The sequence below is a fragment of the Streptomyces sp. NBC_00466 genome, assembly GCF_041433995.1.
GTDB lineage: Bacteria > Actinomycetota > Actinomycetes > Streptomycetales > Streptomycetaceae > Streptomyces.
The window spans coordinates 4990790-5008068 of record NZ_CP107896.1 but is presented as its reverse complement, the minus strand read 5'-3'; the positions used below and the strand labels follow the sequence as shown (position 1 = coordinate 5008068).

Below are 17279 nucleotides of genomic sequence, written 5' to 3'. Positions count from 1 at the left end.
TGCCTGACCGCGGCCCCGGTCGTACGCTGGACTCATGACCGCTGCAACCATGACCAAAGGCTGGAACACGGGCGACATACCCGACCAGAGCGGGCGCACGGCGGTGGTCACCGGGGCCAACAGCGGTATCGGCCTCGTGACCGCACGTGAGCTGGCACGGCGGGGCGCACGGGTGATCCTCGCCTGCCGCAGCGAGACGCGCGGCAAGGAGGCGGAAGCTCTGATCCGGGACGAAGTCCCGGGCGCCGAAGCCGAGTTCGTACGGCTGGATCTCGCGGACCTGTCGTCCGTGAGGGAGTTCGCGTCCGCCGTCCGGGCCGAGCGCCTCGATCTGCTCATCAACAACGCGGGCGTCATGGCCCTGCCGTACGGCACGACCACCGACGGGTTCGAGACACAGTTCGGGGTGAACCACCTCGGGCACTTCGCCCTCACCGGGCTGCTCATCCCGAAGCTGCTGGACACACCGGACGCCCGCGTGGTGAGCGTGTCCAGCGGTCTCCACGCCATCGGCAACATCGACATCCACGACCTCAACAGCGAGCGTGGCTACCGCCGTTGGGTCGCCTACGGCCGCTCCAAGACGGCGAATCTGCTCTTCGTCCACGAACTGACGCGACGCCTCGCCACCGTCGGGTCCGGCCTCGTCGCGGCCGCCGCGCACCCCGGTTACGCGGAGACGAACCTCCAGACGGCCGGGGTGAGGATGGAGGGCCGCAAGCGCGCCGAGCGGTGGGTGGAGTTCGGCAACCGCCTGTTCGCCCAGCCGGCCGAGGTGGGTGCGCTGCCGACGCTCTACGCGGCCACCGCACCCTGCGTCCTGCCCGATTCCTTCACCGGGCCCAAATTCCTGGGCTGGCGCGGAACCCCCGGGCCGTCCCGGCGGATGAAGTGGACGACGAACGACGTGGCGAGTGAGCGGCTCTGGACGGCGTCCGAGCAGCTCACAGGGGTGACGTACCAGGGCCTGGACACGCTGGGCGCCCCGGGGAACGGCACGGGCACGGCCTGACCGCACCGCCGCCGACGTCGGGCAGGAACGAGCCCGGACCCGCCGTCGGCCGAGGTCCGCAGCCGACGGCCGAGGTCAGCTCTGGACCGCCGCGGGGTCCATCCACATGACCTCCCAGATGTGCCCGTCCGGGTCCTGGAAGGAGCGCCCGTACATCGGACCCTGCTCCTGGGGCTCGTTCGCGGGCGAGCCGCCGGAGACCAGCGCGGTGTCGACCAGCCGGTCGACGTCCTCTCTGCTCTCCGCGCTGAGACAGACCAACACCTCGGTGGTCCTGGTCGCGTCCGCGATCTCCTTCTTGGTGAACTGCTTGAAGAACGGTTCCGTGATCAGCATCGAGTAGATCGTGTCGCTGATCACGACGCAGGCCGCGTTCTCATCGGTGAACTGCGGGTTGATCGTGTAACCGAGCGCGGTGAAGAAGGCCTTGGAAACCTCAAGGTCCTTGACCGGCAGATTGACGAAGATCATCTGAGGCATTGCGCTCTTCTCTCATCTCATTCCGGTGGCCCGCCCAGCGGCGACACCCTTCGGAGATACAGACGTCAGGGCGCCCGGAAACTCATCGGTCGAACGGAAACCCGTACGAGCCGGGCCGACATGCCCGCGCAACACCCCTGTCGCAATCCCGCACCATGGTTGATCGTTAGGGCGTACAACAAAGGCGCGTACAGCACACCGGAGACTCCAGACACTGAGGACCGACACCGGCCGGAGCCAGGGGGACGCACCATGACCATCAGCCGCAGGCGACTGCTCGCCACCAGTGGCAGCCTCGCACTGACAGGGGCACTCGCCGCCGCGTGCGGGTCCAACACCGGCCGGAACGACGGCACTTCGGGCGGTGGTGGGCCCACGCTCCAGCAGTGGTACCACCAGTACGGCGAAGCCGGGACCGAGCAGGCCGTGCGGCGGTACGCGGCCGCCTACCGCAAGGCGACCGTCAGGATCCAGTGGCGGCCGGGCAATTACGACCAGCAGACCGCCGCCGCACTGCTGTCCTCGTCGGGCCCCGACGTCTTCGAGGTGAACGGCCCCACCCTGGACCAGATCCAGGGCGGCCAGGTCACCGATCTGACCGGCCTCTTCGACGGGGTGAAGGACGACTTCAACCAGGCGGTTCTCGCGCCGAAGACCTACCGCGGGAAGATCTGGGGCATCCCGCAGACCGTCGACACCCAGCTCCTCTACTACCGCAAGAGCCTGCTCAAGGACGCGAACGTACAGCCGCCGCAGACCCTCGACGAACTCGTCGACGCGGCAAAGGCGTTGACCGACAAGAAGGTCAAGGGCCTGTTCCTCGGCAACGACGGCGGCGCGGGCGTCCTCGGCGGCACCCCGCTCTACGCGGCCGGGCTCAGCCTCGTCACCCAGGACGGGAAGACGGGCTTCGACGATCCGGCGGCGGCCCGCACCCTGGCCAAGTTCCACCGGCTGTACGCCGACAAGTCGCTGCTGCTCGGCGCCCCGGCGGACTGGTCCGACCCGTCGGCGTTCGTCCAGGGGCTCACCGCCATGCAGTGGTGCGGCCTGTGGGCGCTTCCGGCGGTCAGGAAGGCGCTGGGCGACGATTTCGGCGTCCTGCCCTTCCCCAGGGACGGCGCGGCCGGAAAGCCCTCGGTCCCGGTCGGGGCGTACAGCTCGGCGGTCAGCGCACGCAGCAAGCACCGCGACGAGGCCAAGGCGTTCGCCAAGTGGCTGTGGATCGACCGGACCGGGTACCAGGAGGACTTCGCCCTCTCCTACGGGTTCCACATCCCGGCCCGGATCTCCCTCGCGAAGAAGGCGGCGAAGCTGCGGGAGGGGGCGGCGGCGGACGCGGTCCGGTACGCCACCGACAGCGGCTGGGCCCAGCCGCTGCTGTGGACGCCCGCCTGCCAGGTCGCGTACCAGGACGCCCTCAACCGGATCATCAAGGACGGCGCCAACCCGGAGACCGAGGTCAAGGGGGTCGTCCGCAAGACCAACAGTGAGCTCCAGCGGGTACAGAAGAAGTCGTGAGGGACCGGTGAGCGATCAGTGAGAAACCGCACGCTCTGGTTCTGGGTCTTCGTCGGGCCCTTCGCCGCCGGCCTCGCGCTCTTCACGTACGTACCGCTGCTGTGGAGTCTGTATCTGAGCTTCTTCGACGCCCACAACACGGTCTCACCGACGCACTTCGTCGGCCTCGGCAACTACACATCGATGCTGAGCGACGGCGCGTTCACCTCCAGCCTGTGGACGTTCGCGGTCTTCTCACTGTTCATCGTCCCGGCGACGTACGTGCTCTCGCTCGCCCTGGCGCTGATGGTGAACCGGCTGCGGTTCGCGCAGTCCTTCTTCCGGTCGGTCTTCTTCCTCCCGGCGGCCTGCTCCTATGTGGTGGCCTCGATGATCTGGAAGCTGTCGGTCTTCAACGGGGTCCGCTTCGGGCTGGCGAACACCGTGCTCGGCTGGTTCGGCGCGGACCAGACCGCGTGGCTCTCGACGACCCACCCGCCCTGGTACTGGCTGGTGATCGTGACGCTGCGGCTCTGGCTCCAGGCGGGGTTCTTCATGGTGCTGTTCCTCGCCGGGCTCCAGCGGATCGCGCCGCAGCTGTACGAGGCCGCCGCCGTCGACGGTGCGCGCCCCGGCTGGCAGGTCTTCCGGCACATCACGTTCCCGCAGCTGCGGGCGACCTCGGTCGCCGTGGTGCTGCTGTTGGTGATCAACGCGTTCCAGGCGTTCGACGAGTTCTACAACCTGCTGAGCGACTCCCGGGGCTATCCGCCGTACGCGCGCCCACCGCTCGTGTACCTCTACTACACGGCGCTCGGACAGGGGCAGAACCTCGGTCTCGGCAGTGCGGGGGCGGTCATTCTCGCCCTGATCATCGCGGTGGTGACGATCGTCCAGGCCCGCTGGTTCGGGCTCGGCAGGACGGAGGACTGACATGCCCCGCAGCACCGGCACGCCCCGCCGTGACGACGCCCTGGTACGGGCCGGGCGCGCGCTGCGCACCGTCCTGCTGATCGCGCTGGCGGCACTCTTCCTCATCCCGTTCTATCTGCTGGTGCGGAACGGGCTGTCCACGGAGCAGGACATCACCTCACCTGCGTGGACGTTCTTCCCCGCCCACCTCCAGTGGTCCAACATCCGCGAGCTGTTCGACGACCCGGCGGTCCCGATGGCCCGCTCCCTGCTGAACTCGTCCCTGATCGCGGTGGCCACCACACTCGGCACGGTCCTGCTGGCGTCACTGGCGGGGTACGGCCTGGCCCGTATCCCGTACCGCCACGCGAACAAGGTGTTCTACGCGATCCTCGGCACCCTGATGGTCCCGGCGGCGGTGACGTTCGTACCGAGCTTCGTGCTGGTCTCCACGCTCGGCTGGATCTCCACACTGCGCGGCCTGATCATCCCGACGCTGTTCTCGGCGTTCGCGTGCTTCATCTTCCGCCAGTACTTCCTGGGCTTCCCGCAGGAACTGGAGGACGCGGCGAGGGTCGACGGCCTCGGCTACTGGCGTACGTACTGGCGCATCGTGGTCCCGAACTCCGCCCCGGTCTTCGCGGCGGTCTCCACGATCGTCTTCATCGGCGCGTGGAACGCCTTCCTCTGGCCGCTGGTGATCGGGCAGGACAAGAACGCGTGGACGGTACAGGTGGCGCTTTCGACCTTCACGACGGGCCAAGTGGTCAACATCCACGAGCTGTTCATCGCGGCGGCGGTGTCGATCGTGCCGCTGCTGCTGGTGTTCCTGCTGCTGCAACGGCACATCGTGGCGGGGGTGGAGCGGTCGGGGATCGACGACTGAACGGGCGATCCTGCGCCTCCCCGGTGGGGGGCCAGCACCACCAGAGGCTCGGAGTTCACGTACACCTGTACTCACCCGGCAGCACCATCGTCCACCGGCCCCGGTCCAACAAGACTGAAGGCGTTCACCAGAACCCGCCGAAAGCCGGTCCCAAGCCGCTCGGCGCACGGTATTTTCCCGCCTTCAGGAGCCAGCCATGAGTGCACGCACCACCACACCACGTCGCCGTACGGCAGTGTTCGCGACAGCGGCCCTGGCCACGGTCGTGACCGGAGCCCTGGTGGCCTGTGGGAACTCCTCCGCTTCCGCCGCGGCGGCACCGGCACGGTCAAGCGGCCCTTCGGCCTCCGCCACCGCTGGTTCTTCGCTCCACATGATCTCGAACAACGGCCACAAGCTGGCCTTCCATGTCACGCCCGGCCACCTCCCTGCCATCGTCCTGGATGCGGGCGGCGGGGAGGGCTCGTCACAGTGGCAGAAGATAGCTCCTGCCCTGGCCGAGAAGACCGGATCCGAGGTCATCACGTACGACCGTGCCGGAATCGGCAGGAGCGACGAGGTCGTCGGCGCCTGGAACGCACAGAACGCCGCTTCCGACCTGGAGGCCGGCCTCACCAAGCTGGGCGCCACCCATGACGTGGTTCTCGTCTCGCACTCCCAGGCGGGCGAGGTCGCCACGTACTTCGCGAAGAAGCACCCGAAATGGCTCTCGGGCGCCGTCCTGGTCGACGCCGGCCTGCCGAACTTCTATACGGACACCGAAACGGCGAGGATCGAGGCCGCGAACCAGGCGCAGGTGGCGCAACTCGACGGCAAGCTCTCGACGAAGCCGATCCGCCAACTGCTGGCGACAGCGGACAACTACGGCCCGATGCACCACGCCTACCACCAGACCTCCTGGCCGCAGAGTGTCCCCGCGACCGTGATCGCGTCGTCGAAGACGCCTTTCGATACGCCCGGCGACGCCCAGCTGTGGCGGGACGCCCAGACCCAGTTCGCGAAGGCTGCCACCAACCGGAAGTACATCGTCGCGAAGGGAAGCTCACACGAGATTCCGACCGACCGCCCGGATGTCGTCATCAAGGCGGTCGAAGCCATGGCGAAGGCGCGCGGCTGACTCCGCGCCGACCCCGCCGGCCGGTCAGACCTTTTCGCCGTGGATCGCGGCGACCTCTGAGCCCCCCCAAAAAAAAGCCAGGAGGGGCGGCATCCCCGCACGGGTGCCGCCCCTCCGTCCGGTGCACCGGAGCCGCCGACGGGGTCGGTGAGGGTCGGGGTGAACCCGACGGCGGCTCCGGGGGTCTGTCAGCGGCTGTCGCTGCCGTCCGACTGCGCCGCGGCCCGGCCGGCTTCGAGCCTGGCCACCGGGATGCGGAACGGGGAGCACGAGACGTAGTCCAGGCCCACCTGGTGGAAGAAGTGCACCGACTCCGGGTCGCCGCCGTGTTCGCCGCAGACGCCCAGTTTGAGGTCGGGGCGGGTCGCGCGGCCCGCCTCGCAGGCGCTGCGGACCAGGGAGCCGACCCCGTCCCGGTCGATCGTCTCGAATGGGGAGACCCCGAAGATGCCCTTCTCCAGGTACGCGGTGAAGAACGAGGCCTCCACGTCGTCGCGGGAGAAGCCCCACACCGTCTGGGTGAGGTCGTTCGTACCGAAGGAGAAGAACTGCGCGGCCTCGGCGATCTGGCCCGCCGTCAGCGCGGCACGCGGCAGTTCGATCATGGTGCCGATGGTCAGTATCAGCTCCGTGCCGGTGGCGGCCTCCACCTCCGCGATGACGCGGTCGGCCTCCTCGCGGACGATCTCCAGCTCCTGGACCGTGCCCACCAGCGGAATCATGATCTCCGCGCGCGGGTCGCCCTTGGCGGCCTTGCGGGCTGCCGCCGCCTCGGCGATGGCCCGTACCTGCATGGCGAACAGGCCCGGGATGACCAGTCCGAGACGCACCCCGCGCAGCCCCAGCATCGGGTTCTGCTCGTGGAGCTTGTGCACGGCCTGCAGGAGGCGCAGGTCGTTCTCGTTGGCGTCCTTGCGGGACTCGGCGAGGGCGACGCGCACCGAGAGCTCGGTGATGTCCGGGAGGAACTCGTGCAGCGGCGGATCCAGGAGACGGACCGTGACGGGGAGTCCGTCCATCGCCTCGAACAGCTCGATGAAGTCCTTCTTCTGGAGCGGCAGCAGCGCGCCGAGCGCCTTCTCGCGCTCGTCGTCCGTGTCGGCCAGGATCAGCCGCTCGACCAGCTCGCGGCGCTCGCCGAGGAACATGTGCTCGGTACGGCAGAGCCCGATGCCCTGGGCGCCGAACCGCCGGGCACGCAGGGCGTCCTCGGCGTTGTCCGCGTTGGCCCGCACCCGCAGCCGGCGGCGCCGGTCCGCGTACGCCATGATCCGGTGGACGGCCTCGACCAGTTCGTCCGCGTCGTCGGCGCCCGCGTGCATCCGGCCCTCGAAGTACTCGACGACCGGCGACGGGACGACCGGCACCTCGCCCGCGTACACCTTGCCCGAAGAGCCGTCGATCGAGACGACGTCGCCCTCCTCGACGACCACACCGTTCGGCGCGGTCAGCCGGCGGCGCTTGGTGTCGACCTCGATCTCCTCGGCGCCGCAGACACAGGTCTTGCCCATGCCGCGCGCCACCACGGCCGCGTGCGAGGTCTTGCCGCCGCGCGAGGTGAGGATGCCCTCCGCGGCGATCATGCCGTCGAGGTCGTCCGGGTTGGTCTCGCGGCGGATCAGGATGACCTTCTCGCCCGAGCGCGACCACTTGATCGCGGTGTACGAGTCGAAGACCGCCTTGCCGACCGCCGCACCCGGCGACGCGGCGATGCCCCGCCCGATCCTGTCGACCTTCGCGGTGTCGTCGAAGCGCGGGAACATCAGCTGCGCGAGCTGCGCCCCGTTCACCCGCTGGAGCGCCTCGGCCTCGTCGATGAGCCCCTGGTCGACGAGCTGGGTGGCGATCCGGAACGCGGCGCCCGCGGTGCGCTTGCCGACGCGGGTCTGGAGCATCCACAACTGGCCGCGCTCAATGGTGAATTCGATGTCGCAGAGATCCTTGTAGTGGGTCTCCAGGGTCTCCATGATCTGCATGAGCTGGTCGTACGACTTCTTGTCGATCTGCTCCAGATCGGCGAGGGCCACGGTGTTGCGGATGCCCGCGACGACGTCCTCGCCCTGCGCGTTCTGCAGGTAGTCGCCGTAGACGCCCTGGTGCCCGCTGGCCGGGTCGCGGGTGAAGGCGACGCCCGTACCGGAGTCGGGGCCGAGGTTGCCGAAGACCATCGAGCAGATGTTGACCGCGGTGCCGAGGTCGCCGGGGATGCGCTCCTGGCGCCGGTAGAGCTTGGCCCGGTCGGTGTTCCACGACTCGAAGACGGCCCTTATGGCGAGGTCCATCTGCTCGCGCGGGTCCTGCGGGAACTCCCGCCCCGCGGCCTGCTTGACGATCTTCTTGAAGCGGGAGACCAGCTTCTTCAGGTCGGCTGCTTCGAGGTCGGTGTCGACACTGACCTTCTTGGCCTTCTTCGCGGCCTCCAGGGCCTCCTCGAAGAGTTCGCCGTCGACGTCGAGGACGGTCTTGCCGAACATCTGGATGAGGCGGCGGTAGGAGTCCCAGGCGAAGCGCTCGTCACCGGACTGCTTCGTGAGACCGACCACGGACTTGTCCGAGAGGCCGATGTTCAGAACGGTGTCCATCATGCCCGGCATGGAGAACTTGGCGCCCGATCGGACCGAGACGAGCAGCGGGTTGCCGGCCTGGCCGAGCTCCTTGCCCATCGTCTTCTCCAGGGCGGCGAGGTGCGCACTGACCTCGTCGCGGAGTTCGACGGGCTCGTCGCCGCTGCCGAGGTACGTCTTGCACGCCTCGGTGGTGATGGTGAAGCCCGGAGGGACGGGCAGACCGAGGTTGGTCATCTCGGCGAGGTTGGCACCCTTCCCGCCGAGCAGGTCCTTGAGGTTGCGGTTGCCTTCGGTGAAGTCATAAACGAACTTCTGCGGCGCTTGCGCCTGAGTTACGTGGGGTTCTGCGTTCTTCGATTCCGGCACGGGACTCGACTCCTCGCGGACTGGCTGCCCTGACGGCGAGGAACATACCCAGATCGAAGGCTCCTGGGTACGTCCACCTGGTCGTCGTACGGCCGTAACCACTCGTCTGCCAGCAGATCAAAAGTGATCGGCAGAGCAGGGTCCACCAGCCCATAAATTCAACTCTTGAAGGCATCACAGCTGTACGTAGCCATGTAGTGCACTTTCGGCCACGCTTGGCGATATCGGGTTCACAGCGGGAACAGTTGGCGACTGGCACCCAGTGCCAGCCTTTGAGAAGTACAGCCCATGTTTAATCGCTCATCTGAGCAACATCGCGATCAGAGGTGGCGAGAATCACGCCATCCGTCTGGCTCTGAGGCCACTATTCGGACCTTTGTGGATCGCCAGTCGGACACTCAGCTGCATATAGCGGTGCAGTGTGCACTCAGTGCCGCGTACGCATGGGGCGGGAGGCCCTGGATTCGCGGTCTTTCCCGGGGAGAAGCCTCCGCCCCTCGCCTGTGCTCGTATGAGCGGGGGGCGAGGGGCGGAGAAGTGAAGGGCAGGGGCGGGCCCCGCCGGGGTGTTGTCGGCCTCCTGTCGCGCTCAGCCGCCCGACGTGTCGAGTTCGGCCTCCGCGCTCACGCCCGAGCAGTCGTACGGGTCCTTCAGCCAGCCGTCGGGGAGGACGACCCGGTTGTTGCCCGACGTGCGCCCGCGCGGCCCGTCCGCGCCGTCCGGCCACGGCTGGTCCAGGTTCAGCTCGTGCAGCTGACTGCCCAGTTCGTCCAGCGACGAGGTGACCGCGAGCCGCTTGCGCATCTCCGAGCCGACCGAGAACCCCTTCAGGTACCAGGCCACGTGCTTGCGGAAGTCGATCACGCCACGGGTCTCGTCGCCGATCCACTCCCCCAGCAGCGTCGCGTGCCGCAGCATGACCGCCGCTACCTCGCGCAGCGTCGGCGCCTGCCGGGTCGGCGTTCCCTCGAAGCCGCTCACCAGGTCGGCGAAGAGCCAGGGCCGCCCCAGGCAGCCGCGCCCCACGACCACGCCGTCGCAGCCGGTCTCGCGCATCATGCGCAGCGCGTCGTCCGCGCACCAGATGTCGCCGTTGCCGAGGACGGGGATCTCCGGGACGTGCTCCTTGAGCCGGGCGATGGCGTCCCAGTCGGCGGTCCCGCCGTAGTGCTGGGCGGCGGTCCTGCCGTGCAGTGCGACGGCCGTGACGCCCTCGTCGACCGCGATCCGGCCCGCGTCGAGATAGGTGAGGTGGTCGTCGTTGATGCCCTTGCGCATCTTGATGGTGACCGGGACGGCGCCCGCGCTGGAGACCGCCTCGTGCAGGATCGCGCGCAGCAGCGGCCGCTTGAACGGGAGCGCCGAGCCGCCGCCCTTGCGGGTGACCTTGGGGACCGGGCAGCCGAAGTTCAGGTCGATGTGGTCGGCGAGATCCTCGTCCACGATCATGCTGACCGCCTTGCCGACCGTGACCGGATCCACTCCGTACAGCTGGATCGAGCGCGGTGTCTCGGTCTTGTCGAAGTGGATCAGCTGCATGGTCTTGGCGTTGCGCTCCACCAGCGCCCGCGTCGTGATCATCTCGCTGACGAACAGGCCCTTCCCACCGCTGAATTCACGGCAGAGCGTGCGGAAGGGGGCGTTGGTGATACCCGCCATGGGGGCGAGTACGACGGGCGGCTGCACGGAGTGCGGGCCGATGGAGAGCGTGGTCATGCATCCATTGTCGCGTACACCGAAGTCGTTAGTTAGCCGTACTATTCATACATGCCCGAGCTCAACCACCGCCGGCGGATGCTGGTGCTCGCGATCTGCTGCATGAGTCTGCTGATCGTCAGCCTCGACAACACCGTCCTGAACGTCGCCCTCCCGTCGATGCAGAAGGAGCTGCACGCATCGGTCTCCGGACTTCAGTGGACGATCGACGCATACACCCTGGTCCTGGCCTCGCTGCTGATGCTCGCGGGCTCGACGGCCGACCGGATAGGCCGCCGCAGGGTCTTCAAGGCGGGCCTGGTGATCTTCACCATCGGCTCGGCGCTCTGCTCGGTCGCACCCAACCTGGAGTCGCTGGTCGTCTTCCGGATGATGCAGGCGGTCGGCGGCTCGATGCTCAACCCGGTCGCGATGTCGATCATCACCAACACCTTCACCGAGCCGCGCGAACGCGCCCGCGCCATCGGCGTCTGGGGCGGCGTCGTCGGGATCTCGATGGCGGCCGGCCCGATCGTCGGGGGTCTGCTGGTGGACTCGGTCGGCTGGCGCTCGATCTTCTGGATCAATCTGCCGGTGGGGCTGGCCGCTCTGCTGCTCACCTGGCGATACGTACCGGAGTCGCGGGCCCCGAAGGGCCGCAGGCCGGACCCGGTGGGCCAGCTGTTCGTCATCGCGCTGCTGGGCTCGGTGACGTACGCGATCATCGAGGCGCCGTCGGCCGGGTGGACCTCACCGCTGATCCTGTCCTTCACCGGGGTGGCCCTGCTGGCACTCGTGGGGCTGTTGCTGTACGAGCCCAGGCGCCCCGAACCACTGATCGACCTGCGCTTCTTCCGCAGCGCGCCGTTCAGCGGGGCCACCGTCATCGCGATCTGCGGCTTCGCCGCGCTCGGCGGCTTCCTCTTCCTGAACACGCTGTACCTCCAGGACGTCCGCGGTCTCTCCGCGCTGCACGCCGGCCTCTACATGCTGCCGATGGCCGTGCTGACCCTGGTCTGCGCACCGCTGTCGGGACGGCTGGTGGGCAACCGGGGGCCACGGCTCTCCCTGCTGATCGCCGGGGTGACGATGGCGCTGAGCGGACTGGTCTTCGCGCTGCTCGACGCGGAGACGAACACGGCGCTGCTCTTCACCGGCTACGTACTCTTCGGGATCGGCTTCGGCATGGTGAACGCTCCGATCACCAACACCGCCGTCTCCGGGATGCCCCGTGCGCAGGCCGGGGTGGCGGCGGCCGTCGCGTCGACCAGCCGGCAGATCGGATCGACGCTGGGTGTCGCCGTGATCGGGGCCGTGCTGGCCTCGGGTGTGAGCGGCGCCGCGCACACCGAGGGCTTCGCCGGAGCCAGCCGTACCGCCTGGTGGATCATCACCGCGTGCGGACTTGCCGTCCTGGTCTTCGGGCTGCTGACCAGCGGGAAGTGGGCGCAGCGTTCGGCCCGGCGGACCGCGGAGCGGCTGGACGCCCCCGAGACGGCTCAGACGGTGGCGGACGCCAACGCGTAGAGCCGAGTCCGGTTGTTCACCGGACCCGGCGCCTCAGACGGTGGCCGGGGCCAACGCGTAGAGCCGCTCAAGCCGCTCGCGGAACTCGGCGTTGGCCGGTACGTAGGTCACCACGCGTGGACCGGCCGCAGGGCCGAGCCAGAGGTCGGTGTGGTCCACGAGCAGCGGTCCGACGTGCCGGTTGTGGAAGCGCTTGGTCCTGCTGCCGGGGCCGACGATCTCATGCCGGGCCCAGATCTCCCGGAACTCGGGCGAAGCCGCCTCCAGCCGCTTGAGCAGCGCCTTCCAGGCGGGCTCTGCCAGATGCCCGGCCATCGACGCGCGGAACTTGGCGGCCATCACCCGGCACATGGCATCGAGGTCGACGACCGATGACCGCCAGTCCTCGTTCGTGTACGAGAGCAGCATGCAGTTGCGGTCCTCGGGGGCGACGGCGTCGAGGTCGCAGAGCAGCCGACCGTACGTGCGGTTGTACGCGAGGATGTCGTAACGGCTGTTCTGGATGCAGGCCGGGACGGGGTCCAGCTGCTCGATCAGCGACGAGAGCGCCGGCGTGATCGAGGGGCAGACCGCTCCTGGCGACGGGTCGACCGCACCGGCCAGCGAGAAGAGGTGCGCGCGTTCGTGCAGGTCCAGCAGGAGCGTGCGGGCGACGGCGTCAAGGACCTGCGGGGAGACCGTGATGTCGCGCGCCTGCTCCAGCCACGTGTACCAGGTGACGCCCACCGCGGAGAGCTGGGCGACCTCCTCGCGGCGCAGCCCCGGGGTCCGGCGCCGGGCGCCGCGCGGCAGGCCCGCCTGCTCGGGCGTGATGCGCTCACGGCGGCTGCGCAGGAAGTCTGCGAGTTCGTGCCTGCGTACGTCCGTCTCCGGCGCCACTGTGGTCATGGAACCAGAGTGCAGCACCCGGCAGCCCATTGCCAGGTACTCCTTGTACCAGGACAAGGAGACTCTGGTACCAGGCTGAGCGGCGGAGCACTCTCGTCTTCGTGAGCAATACGACAGGCACGACAGTCAAGACAACAGGTACGACAGGCACGACAGTACGGACTCCATCCACCGTCCCCGGCACCGTCCACCGGCACGACCACCCCACCCCGGTGCTCGGCACGCTGGGGCTCTTCACGGTGCTGCTCGGGGCGGCGTTGCCGCTGATCGACTTCTTCATCGTCAATGTCGCCCTGCCCACCATCGACCACGATCTGGCCGCGGGCCCCGCGATGCTGGAGCTGGTCGTCGCCGGATACGGCGTCGCCTACGCGGTGCTGCTCGTGCTCGGCGGCCGGCTCGGGGACATGGCAGGGCGGCGCAGGCTCTTCCTGCTCGGTATGGCCGCCTTCGGTCTCACCTCGCTGGCCTGCGGTCTCTCGCCCAACGCCTGGACACTGGTCGCCGCGCGAGTGGCGCAGGGCGCCTCGTCCGCGCTGATGCTCCCGCAGGTGCTCGCCACCATCCAGGCCACCACGGCGGGGCCGCGGCGGGCGAAGGCGATGGGGCTCTACGGGGCCACGGCCGGGCTCTCGATGGTCGCCGGGCAGATACTCGGCGGTGTCCTGGTCGCCGCCGACGTGGCGGGCACCGGCTGGCGGTCGATCTTCCTCGTCAATGTGCCGGTGGCGCTCCTCGGCCTGGTGCTCGCGGTCCGCTCCGTACCGGAGACCCGGTCGCAGAAGCCCGCGCCGGTCGACATACCCGGCACCCTGCTGCTCGCGCTCTCGCTGGTGACGCTCCTCGCGCCGCTGACCGAGGGCCGGGCCGCCGGGTGGCCGCTGTGGACCTGGATCTCGCTGGGCGTCTTCCCGTTCGCGGCGGTGGCGTTCTACCTCACCGAGCGGGCGGCCGACCGCAGGGGCGAGGTGCCGCTGGTGCCGCCGAGCCTGCTGCGGCTCGACTCGCTGCGGCGCGGGCTCACGCTGGTGGTGCCGTTCTCCATCGGTTTCGGCGGATTCATGTTCGTCATCGCGGTCGCGCTCCAGCAGGGGCTGCGGATGGGTCCGGTGACGGCGGGGCTCACGCTCGTACCGCTGGCGGTGGCGTTCTTCGCCGCGTCGCTGGCGGGCCCCCGGCTGGTCGGCAGGTACGCGAGCCGGGTCGTGACCGCGGGCGCGCTGATCCAGGCCGTCGGCGTCATGGTGATCGCGGCGACCGTGTGGTGGGACTGGTCCGGGCTCGGCATCGCGGCCCTGGCGCCCGGTATGGCGCTGGCCGGTTTCGGCCAGGGGCTCCAGCTGCCGGTGCTGTTCCGGATCGTGCTCTCCGACGTACCGGCGGAGCGGGCCGGGGTGGGCAGCGGCGTGATGACCACGACGCAGCAGGCGTCGCTCGCACTGGGGGTGGCCACGCTCGGCACACTCTTCCTGTCGCTGACCACGTCGGTGGGGATGCGGGAGGCGCTGGCGGTGACGCTGCTGCTGCAGCTGGCCGCGGTCGCCGTGACCGCGCTGCTCAGCCTGCGGCTGCCCCGTGCGGTGCGGTAGCCGGGGTGAGGTAGCCGGGTGCGGACATGGCGGTGGGCCCGGATCGTGGAGACGATCCGGGCCCACTGTGCTGTGCTGGGATGCACTGTTGCTGTTGCTGTTGCTTCGCCGGCCTGTACTGCTGTGGTGCCCGGTGTGTCAGCTCTCGGCGTCGGGGGTTCCGGCCGCTCCGGCCCCCTCGGCCCGCTCGCGCATCTTCTGGAGCAGTTCCTGCTTCTGGTCAGCGGCTGACCTGCGGTCCTCGGCGCCTGCGGCGGCCGAGCTCTGTGCTCCGGAGCGGGGCATCTTCTTGCGCTGCCCGCCCACGCCAAGAAGGTTGTTGCGACTCTTTGCCATGCCGGTCACAGTACCGGGCATACCGCTGGGGGGTGCACCGCTTTTCCGGGCGGAGGCGAGCTCCGGCTGAGGCGTACACGATCAACCGCTCCGCACGGATGCGCGCAATGAATCGCCGCAGATGGACAAGGAACCTGCATTACGAGCCAGTACGCACGCCTCGTAGTGTTCTGCCCTGTACGTGGAGCGGTGGAGACCCCAGGCTCGGCGGTCCCCTCCTGCTGTGCGCCGGGACGCGCACCCGTGGGCGGCGCCGTCCGCGCGGGTTCCGCCTCTGGAGCAGGCAGCGATGAAGGAGCCTCACCGTGGCACGACCTGACGCAGCGCCGATCACCCGGGACCGGGCCGGTCCGGGTCCCGATACCGGGTCCGGCGGCGGTGGCACCGGCTCGAGTGGCTCCGGCTCCGGTGGCTCCGGGCTGATGCGCCGCAAGCCCGTCGAGCGGCTGATCGCCGAGAGCGGGCAGGGCGAGGGCGGGCAGCTCAGGCGCTCGCTCGGCATGTGGCAGCTGACCATGATCAGCATCGGGGCCACCCTCGGCACCGGCATCTTCGTGGTCCTCGGCGAGGCGGTCCCCAAGGCCGGGCCCGCCGTCGTGATCTCCTTCGTGATCGCCGGACTCACCGCCCTCTTCTCCGCGCTGTCGTACGCGGAGCTGGCAGGCACCATCCCGGTCGCCGGCTCCTCGTACTCGTACACCTACGCCACGATGGGTGAGTTCATCGCCTGGATCTGCGGCTGGTGCCTGATGCTGGAGTACGGCGTGTCCGTGGCGGCCGTGGCCGTCGGCTGGGGCCAGTACCTCAACGAGTTCCTGGACGGCACGATCGGGGTGACGATCCCCACCGCCCTGTCCGCACCGCCCGGGGACGGCGGCGTCATCAACATCCCCGCGCTGCTCGTCGTCCTGCTGGCCATGGCCTTCCTGCTGGGCGGTGCCAGGGAGAGTGCCCGCGCCAACACGATCATGGTGGTCGTGAAGATCGCCTCGTTGATCCTGTTCTGCGTGGTGGCCGCGTCAGGTATCAAGGCGGGCAACTACAAGCCCTTCATGCCGCTCGGCATGACCGGCGTCAGCGCGGCCGGCGCCAGCCTCTTCTTCTCGTACATCGGCTTCGACGCCGCCTCCACCGCCGGCGAGGAGGCCCGCAACCCCAAGCGCGACATGCCGCGCGCGATCATGCTCTCGCTGCTGATCGTCACGGTCCTCTACTGCCTGGTGGCCCTCATCGCCGTCGGCGCCATGCCGTGGCAGCACTTCCACAACGCGGACGCCGCCCTCGCCCAGATCATGCGGGACGTCACCGGCCAGAGCTTCTGGGCCGTGCTGCTCGCCGCCGGGGCGGTCATCGCCATCGCCAGCGTGGTGCTGACCGTGCTCTACGGGCAGACCCGCATCCTGTTCTCCATGGCCCGCGACGGCCTGGTGCCCAAGGTGTTCGCCAAGGTCGGCCCGCGGACCGGCGCCCCCGTCGCCAACACGGTGATCGTCTCGCTGTTCTGCGGCATCCTCGCGGCGGTCGTCCCGCTGGGCGAGCTGGCCAACGCCACCAGCATCGGCACGCTCTTCGCGTTCGCGCTGGTCAACGTCGCTGTCATCGTGCTCCGCCGGACCCGGCCCGACATGCCGCGGAACTTCCGGGTGGCGTTCTCGCCGGTGACCCCCGCCATCGGTTTCGCGCTGTGCCTGTGGATGATGACCAGCCTCGGCGCCAAGACATGGGTGTGGTTCGGTATCTGGATGGCCGCCGGGCTCGTGCTGTACTTCGGCTACGGCATGCGCCGCTCCCAGCTCGCCCGCGAAGAAGTGACCGCCCGAGAAGACGTGACCGCCCGAGAAGAAGTGTGATCCACCCGCCTTGCGACTGAACGATCTCGACGAACGCATCGTCCACGCCCTCGCGGAGGATGCCCGCCGCTCCTACGCCGACATCGGCACCCGGGTCGGCCTGTCCGCGCCCGCCGTCAAACGCAGAGTCGACCGGCTGCTCGCATCCGGCGCCATCACCGGCTTCACCGTGCGGGTGGACCCGGCAGCGCTGGGCTGGGAGACGGAGGCGTTCGTCGAGATCCACTGCCGGCACAACACCTCCCCCGAGGACATCCGGCGCGGCATGGCGCGGTACCCGGAGGTGGCGTCCGCCTCGACCGTCACCGGCGACGCGGACGCGGTCATCCAGATCTACGCCGAGGACGTACGCCACTTCGAGCGGGTACTGGAGCGCATCGCGGGCGAGCCGTTCGTCGAACGCACCAAGTCAGTGCTCGTACTGTCCCCGCTCGTACGCCGGTTCAGCTCGGGCTCACCCGCGTAGCGCCTCGGCCGCCGCCGTGTCTCAGCAGACCAAGGCATAACGACTGACAGATGTTGAAATCTGTCAGTCGTCATGCCATAGTCGCCAT

The 17279-nt window shown here is 69.0% G+C and carries 14 protein-coding genes; 9 read left to right on the top strand and 5 right to left on the bottom strand.

Going from position 1 to position 17279, the window contains the following annotated elements; genetic code table 11:
* The first annotated feature begins 49 nt into the window (after positions 1–49).
* Positions 50–1012, top strand: a complete 963-nt coding sequence (locus tag OG210_RS22495) for an oxidoreductase (RefSeq protein ID WP_328335409.1) — start codon at positions 50–52, stop codon at positions 1010–1012.
* Positions 1013–1087: 75 nt separating this feature from the next.
* Here the strand turns inward: OG210_RS22495 and OG210_RS22490 are convergent, their stop codons facing one another.
* Entirely contained in the window at positions 1088–1492 is a 405-nt protein-coding gene (locus OG210_RS22490) for a VOC family protein (protein ID WP_328326324.1), read from the bottom strand.
* Between the two features lie 252 nt (positions 1493–1744).
* Between OG210_RS22490 and OG210_RS22485 the strand changes: the two genes are divergently transcribed.
* From OG210_RS22485 to OG210_RS22470, 4 genes are all read left to right on the top strand, one after another.
* On the top strand, positions 1745–3013 hold the full coding sequence (locus tag OG210_RS22485) for a sugar ABC transporter substrate-binding protein (protein WP_328326326.1): 1269 nt from the start codon (positions 1745–1747) through the stop codon (positions 3011–3013).
* A gap of 18 nt (positions 3014–3031) precedes the next feature.
* Positions 3032–3925 carry a sugar ABC transporter permease gene (locus OG210_RS22480; protein WP_328326328.1) on the top strand — a complete coding sequence of 298 codons (894 nt, stop codon included), beginning with the start codon at positions 3032–3034 and terminating at the stop codon, positions 3923–3925.
* Position 3926: 1 nt separating this feature from the next.
* Positions 3927–4790 carry a carbohydrate ABC transporter permease gene (locus OG210_RS22475; protein WP_328326329.1) on the top strand — a complete coding sequence of 288 codons (864 nt, stop codon included), beginning with the start codon at positions 3927–3929 and terminating at the stop codon, positions 4788–4790.
* A gap of 196 nt (positions 4791–4986) precedes the next feature.
* A complete protein-coding gene (locus OG210_RS22470) occupies positions 4987–5907 on the top strand; it encodes an alpha/beta hydrolase (RefSeq protein ID WP_328326331.1) in 921 nt (306 codons plus the stop codon).
* A 188-nt stretch (positions 5908–6095) separates the two neighbouring features.
* Here OG210_RS22470 and ppdK read toward each other — a convergent pair whose 3' ends face one another.
* Positions 6096–8840, bottom strand: a complete 2745-nt coding sequence (ppdK, locus tag OG210_RS22465; RefSeq protein WP_328326333.1) for a pyruvate, phosphate dikinase — start codon at positions 8838–8840, stop codon at positions 6096–6098.
* A 588-nt stretch (positions 8841–9428) separates the two neighbouring features.
* Positions 9429–10556: a tRNA dihydrouridine synthase DusB gene (gene dusB, locus OG210_RS22460; protein WP_328326335.1), complete on the bottom strand. Its 1128-nt coding sequence runs from the start codon at positions 10554–10556 to the stop codon at positions 9429–9431.
* A 51-nt stretch (positions 10557–10607) separates the two neighbouring features.
* Here dusB and OG210_RS22455 point away from each other — a divergent pair, with 51 nt between their 5' ends.
* The gene (locus OG210_RS22455; protein ID WP_328326337.1) at positions 10608–12062 is read left to right on the top strand and encodes an MFS transporter; all 1455 of its coding nucleotides are present in this window, start codon (positions 10608–10610) and stop codon (positions 12060–12062) included.
* A 33-nt stretch (positions 12063–12095) separates the two neighbouring features.
* Here OG210_RS22455 and OG210_RS22450 read toward each other — a convergent pair whose 3' ends face one another.
* Positions 12096–12950, bottom strand: coding sequence for a helix-turn-helix transcriptional regulator (locus tag OG210_RS22450; RefSeq protein ID WP_328326339.1), 855 nt, complete (start codon positions 12948–12950; stop codon positions 12096–12098).
* Between the two features lie 212 nt (positions 12951–13162).
* Between OG210_RS22450 and OG210_RS22445 the strand changes: the two genes are divergently transcribed.
* Positions 13163–14539 carry an MFS transporter gene (locus OG210_RS22445; RefSeq protein ID WP_328335410.1) on the top strand — a complete coding sequence of 459 codons (1377 nt, stop codon included), beginning with the start codon at positions 13163–13165 and terminating at the stop codon, positions 14537–14539.
* Positions 14540–14677: 138 nt separating this feature from the next.
* Here the strand turns inward: OG210_RS22445 and OG210_RS22440 are convergent, their stop codons facing one another.
* On the bottom strand, positions 14678–14875 hold the full coding sequence (locus tag OG210_RS22440) for a DUF6243 family protein (RefSeq protein WP_266857234.1): 198 nt from the start codon (positions 14873–14875) through the stop codon (positions 14678–14680).
* 305 nt (positions 14876–15180) lie between these two features.
* On the opposite strand from OG210_RS22440, the gene OG210_RS22435 reads away from it, so the two are divergent.
* Together OG210_RS22435 and OG210_RS22430 are read left to right on the top strand one after the other, a co-directional pair.
* Positions 15181–16725, top strand: a complete 1545-nt coding sequence (locus OG210_RS22435) for an amino acid permease (protein ID WP_371538476.1) — start codon at positions 15181–15183, stop codon at positions 16723–16725.
* A gap of 10 nt (positions 16726–16735) precedes the next feature.
* Positions 16736–17191 (top strand): Lrp/AsnC family transcriptional regulator, encoded by a 456-nt coding sequence (locus OG210_RS22430; protein WP_327297697.1) that lies wholly within the window; start codon positions 16736–16738, stop codon positions 17189–17191.
* Positions 17192–17279 lie beyond the last annotated feature (88 nt).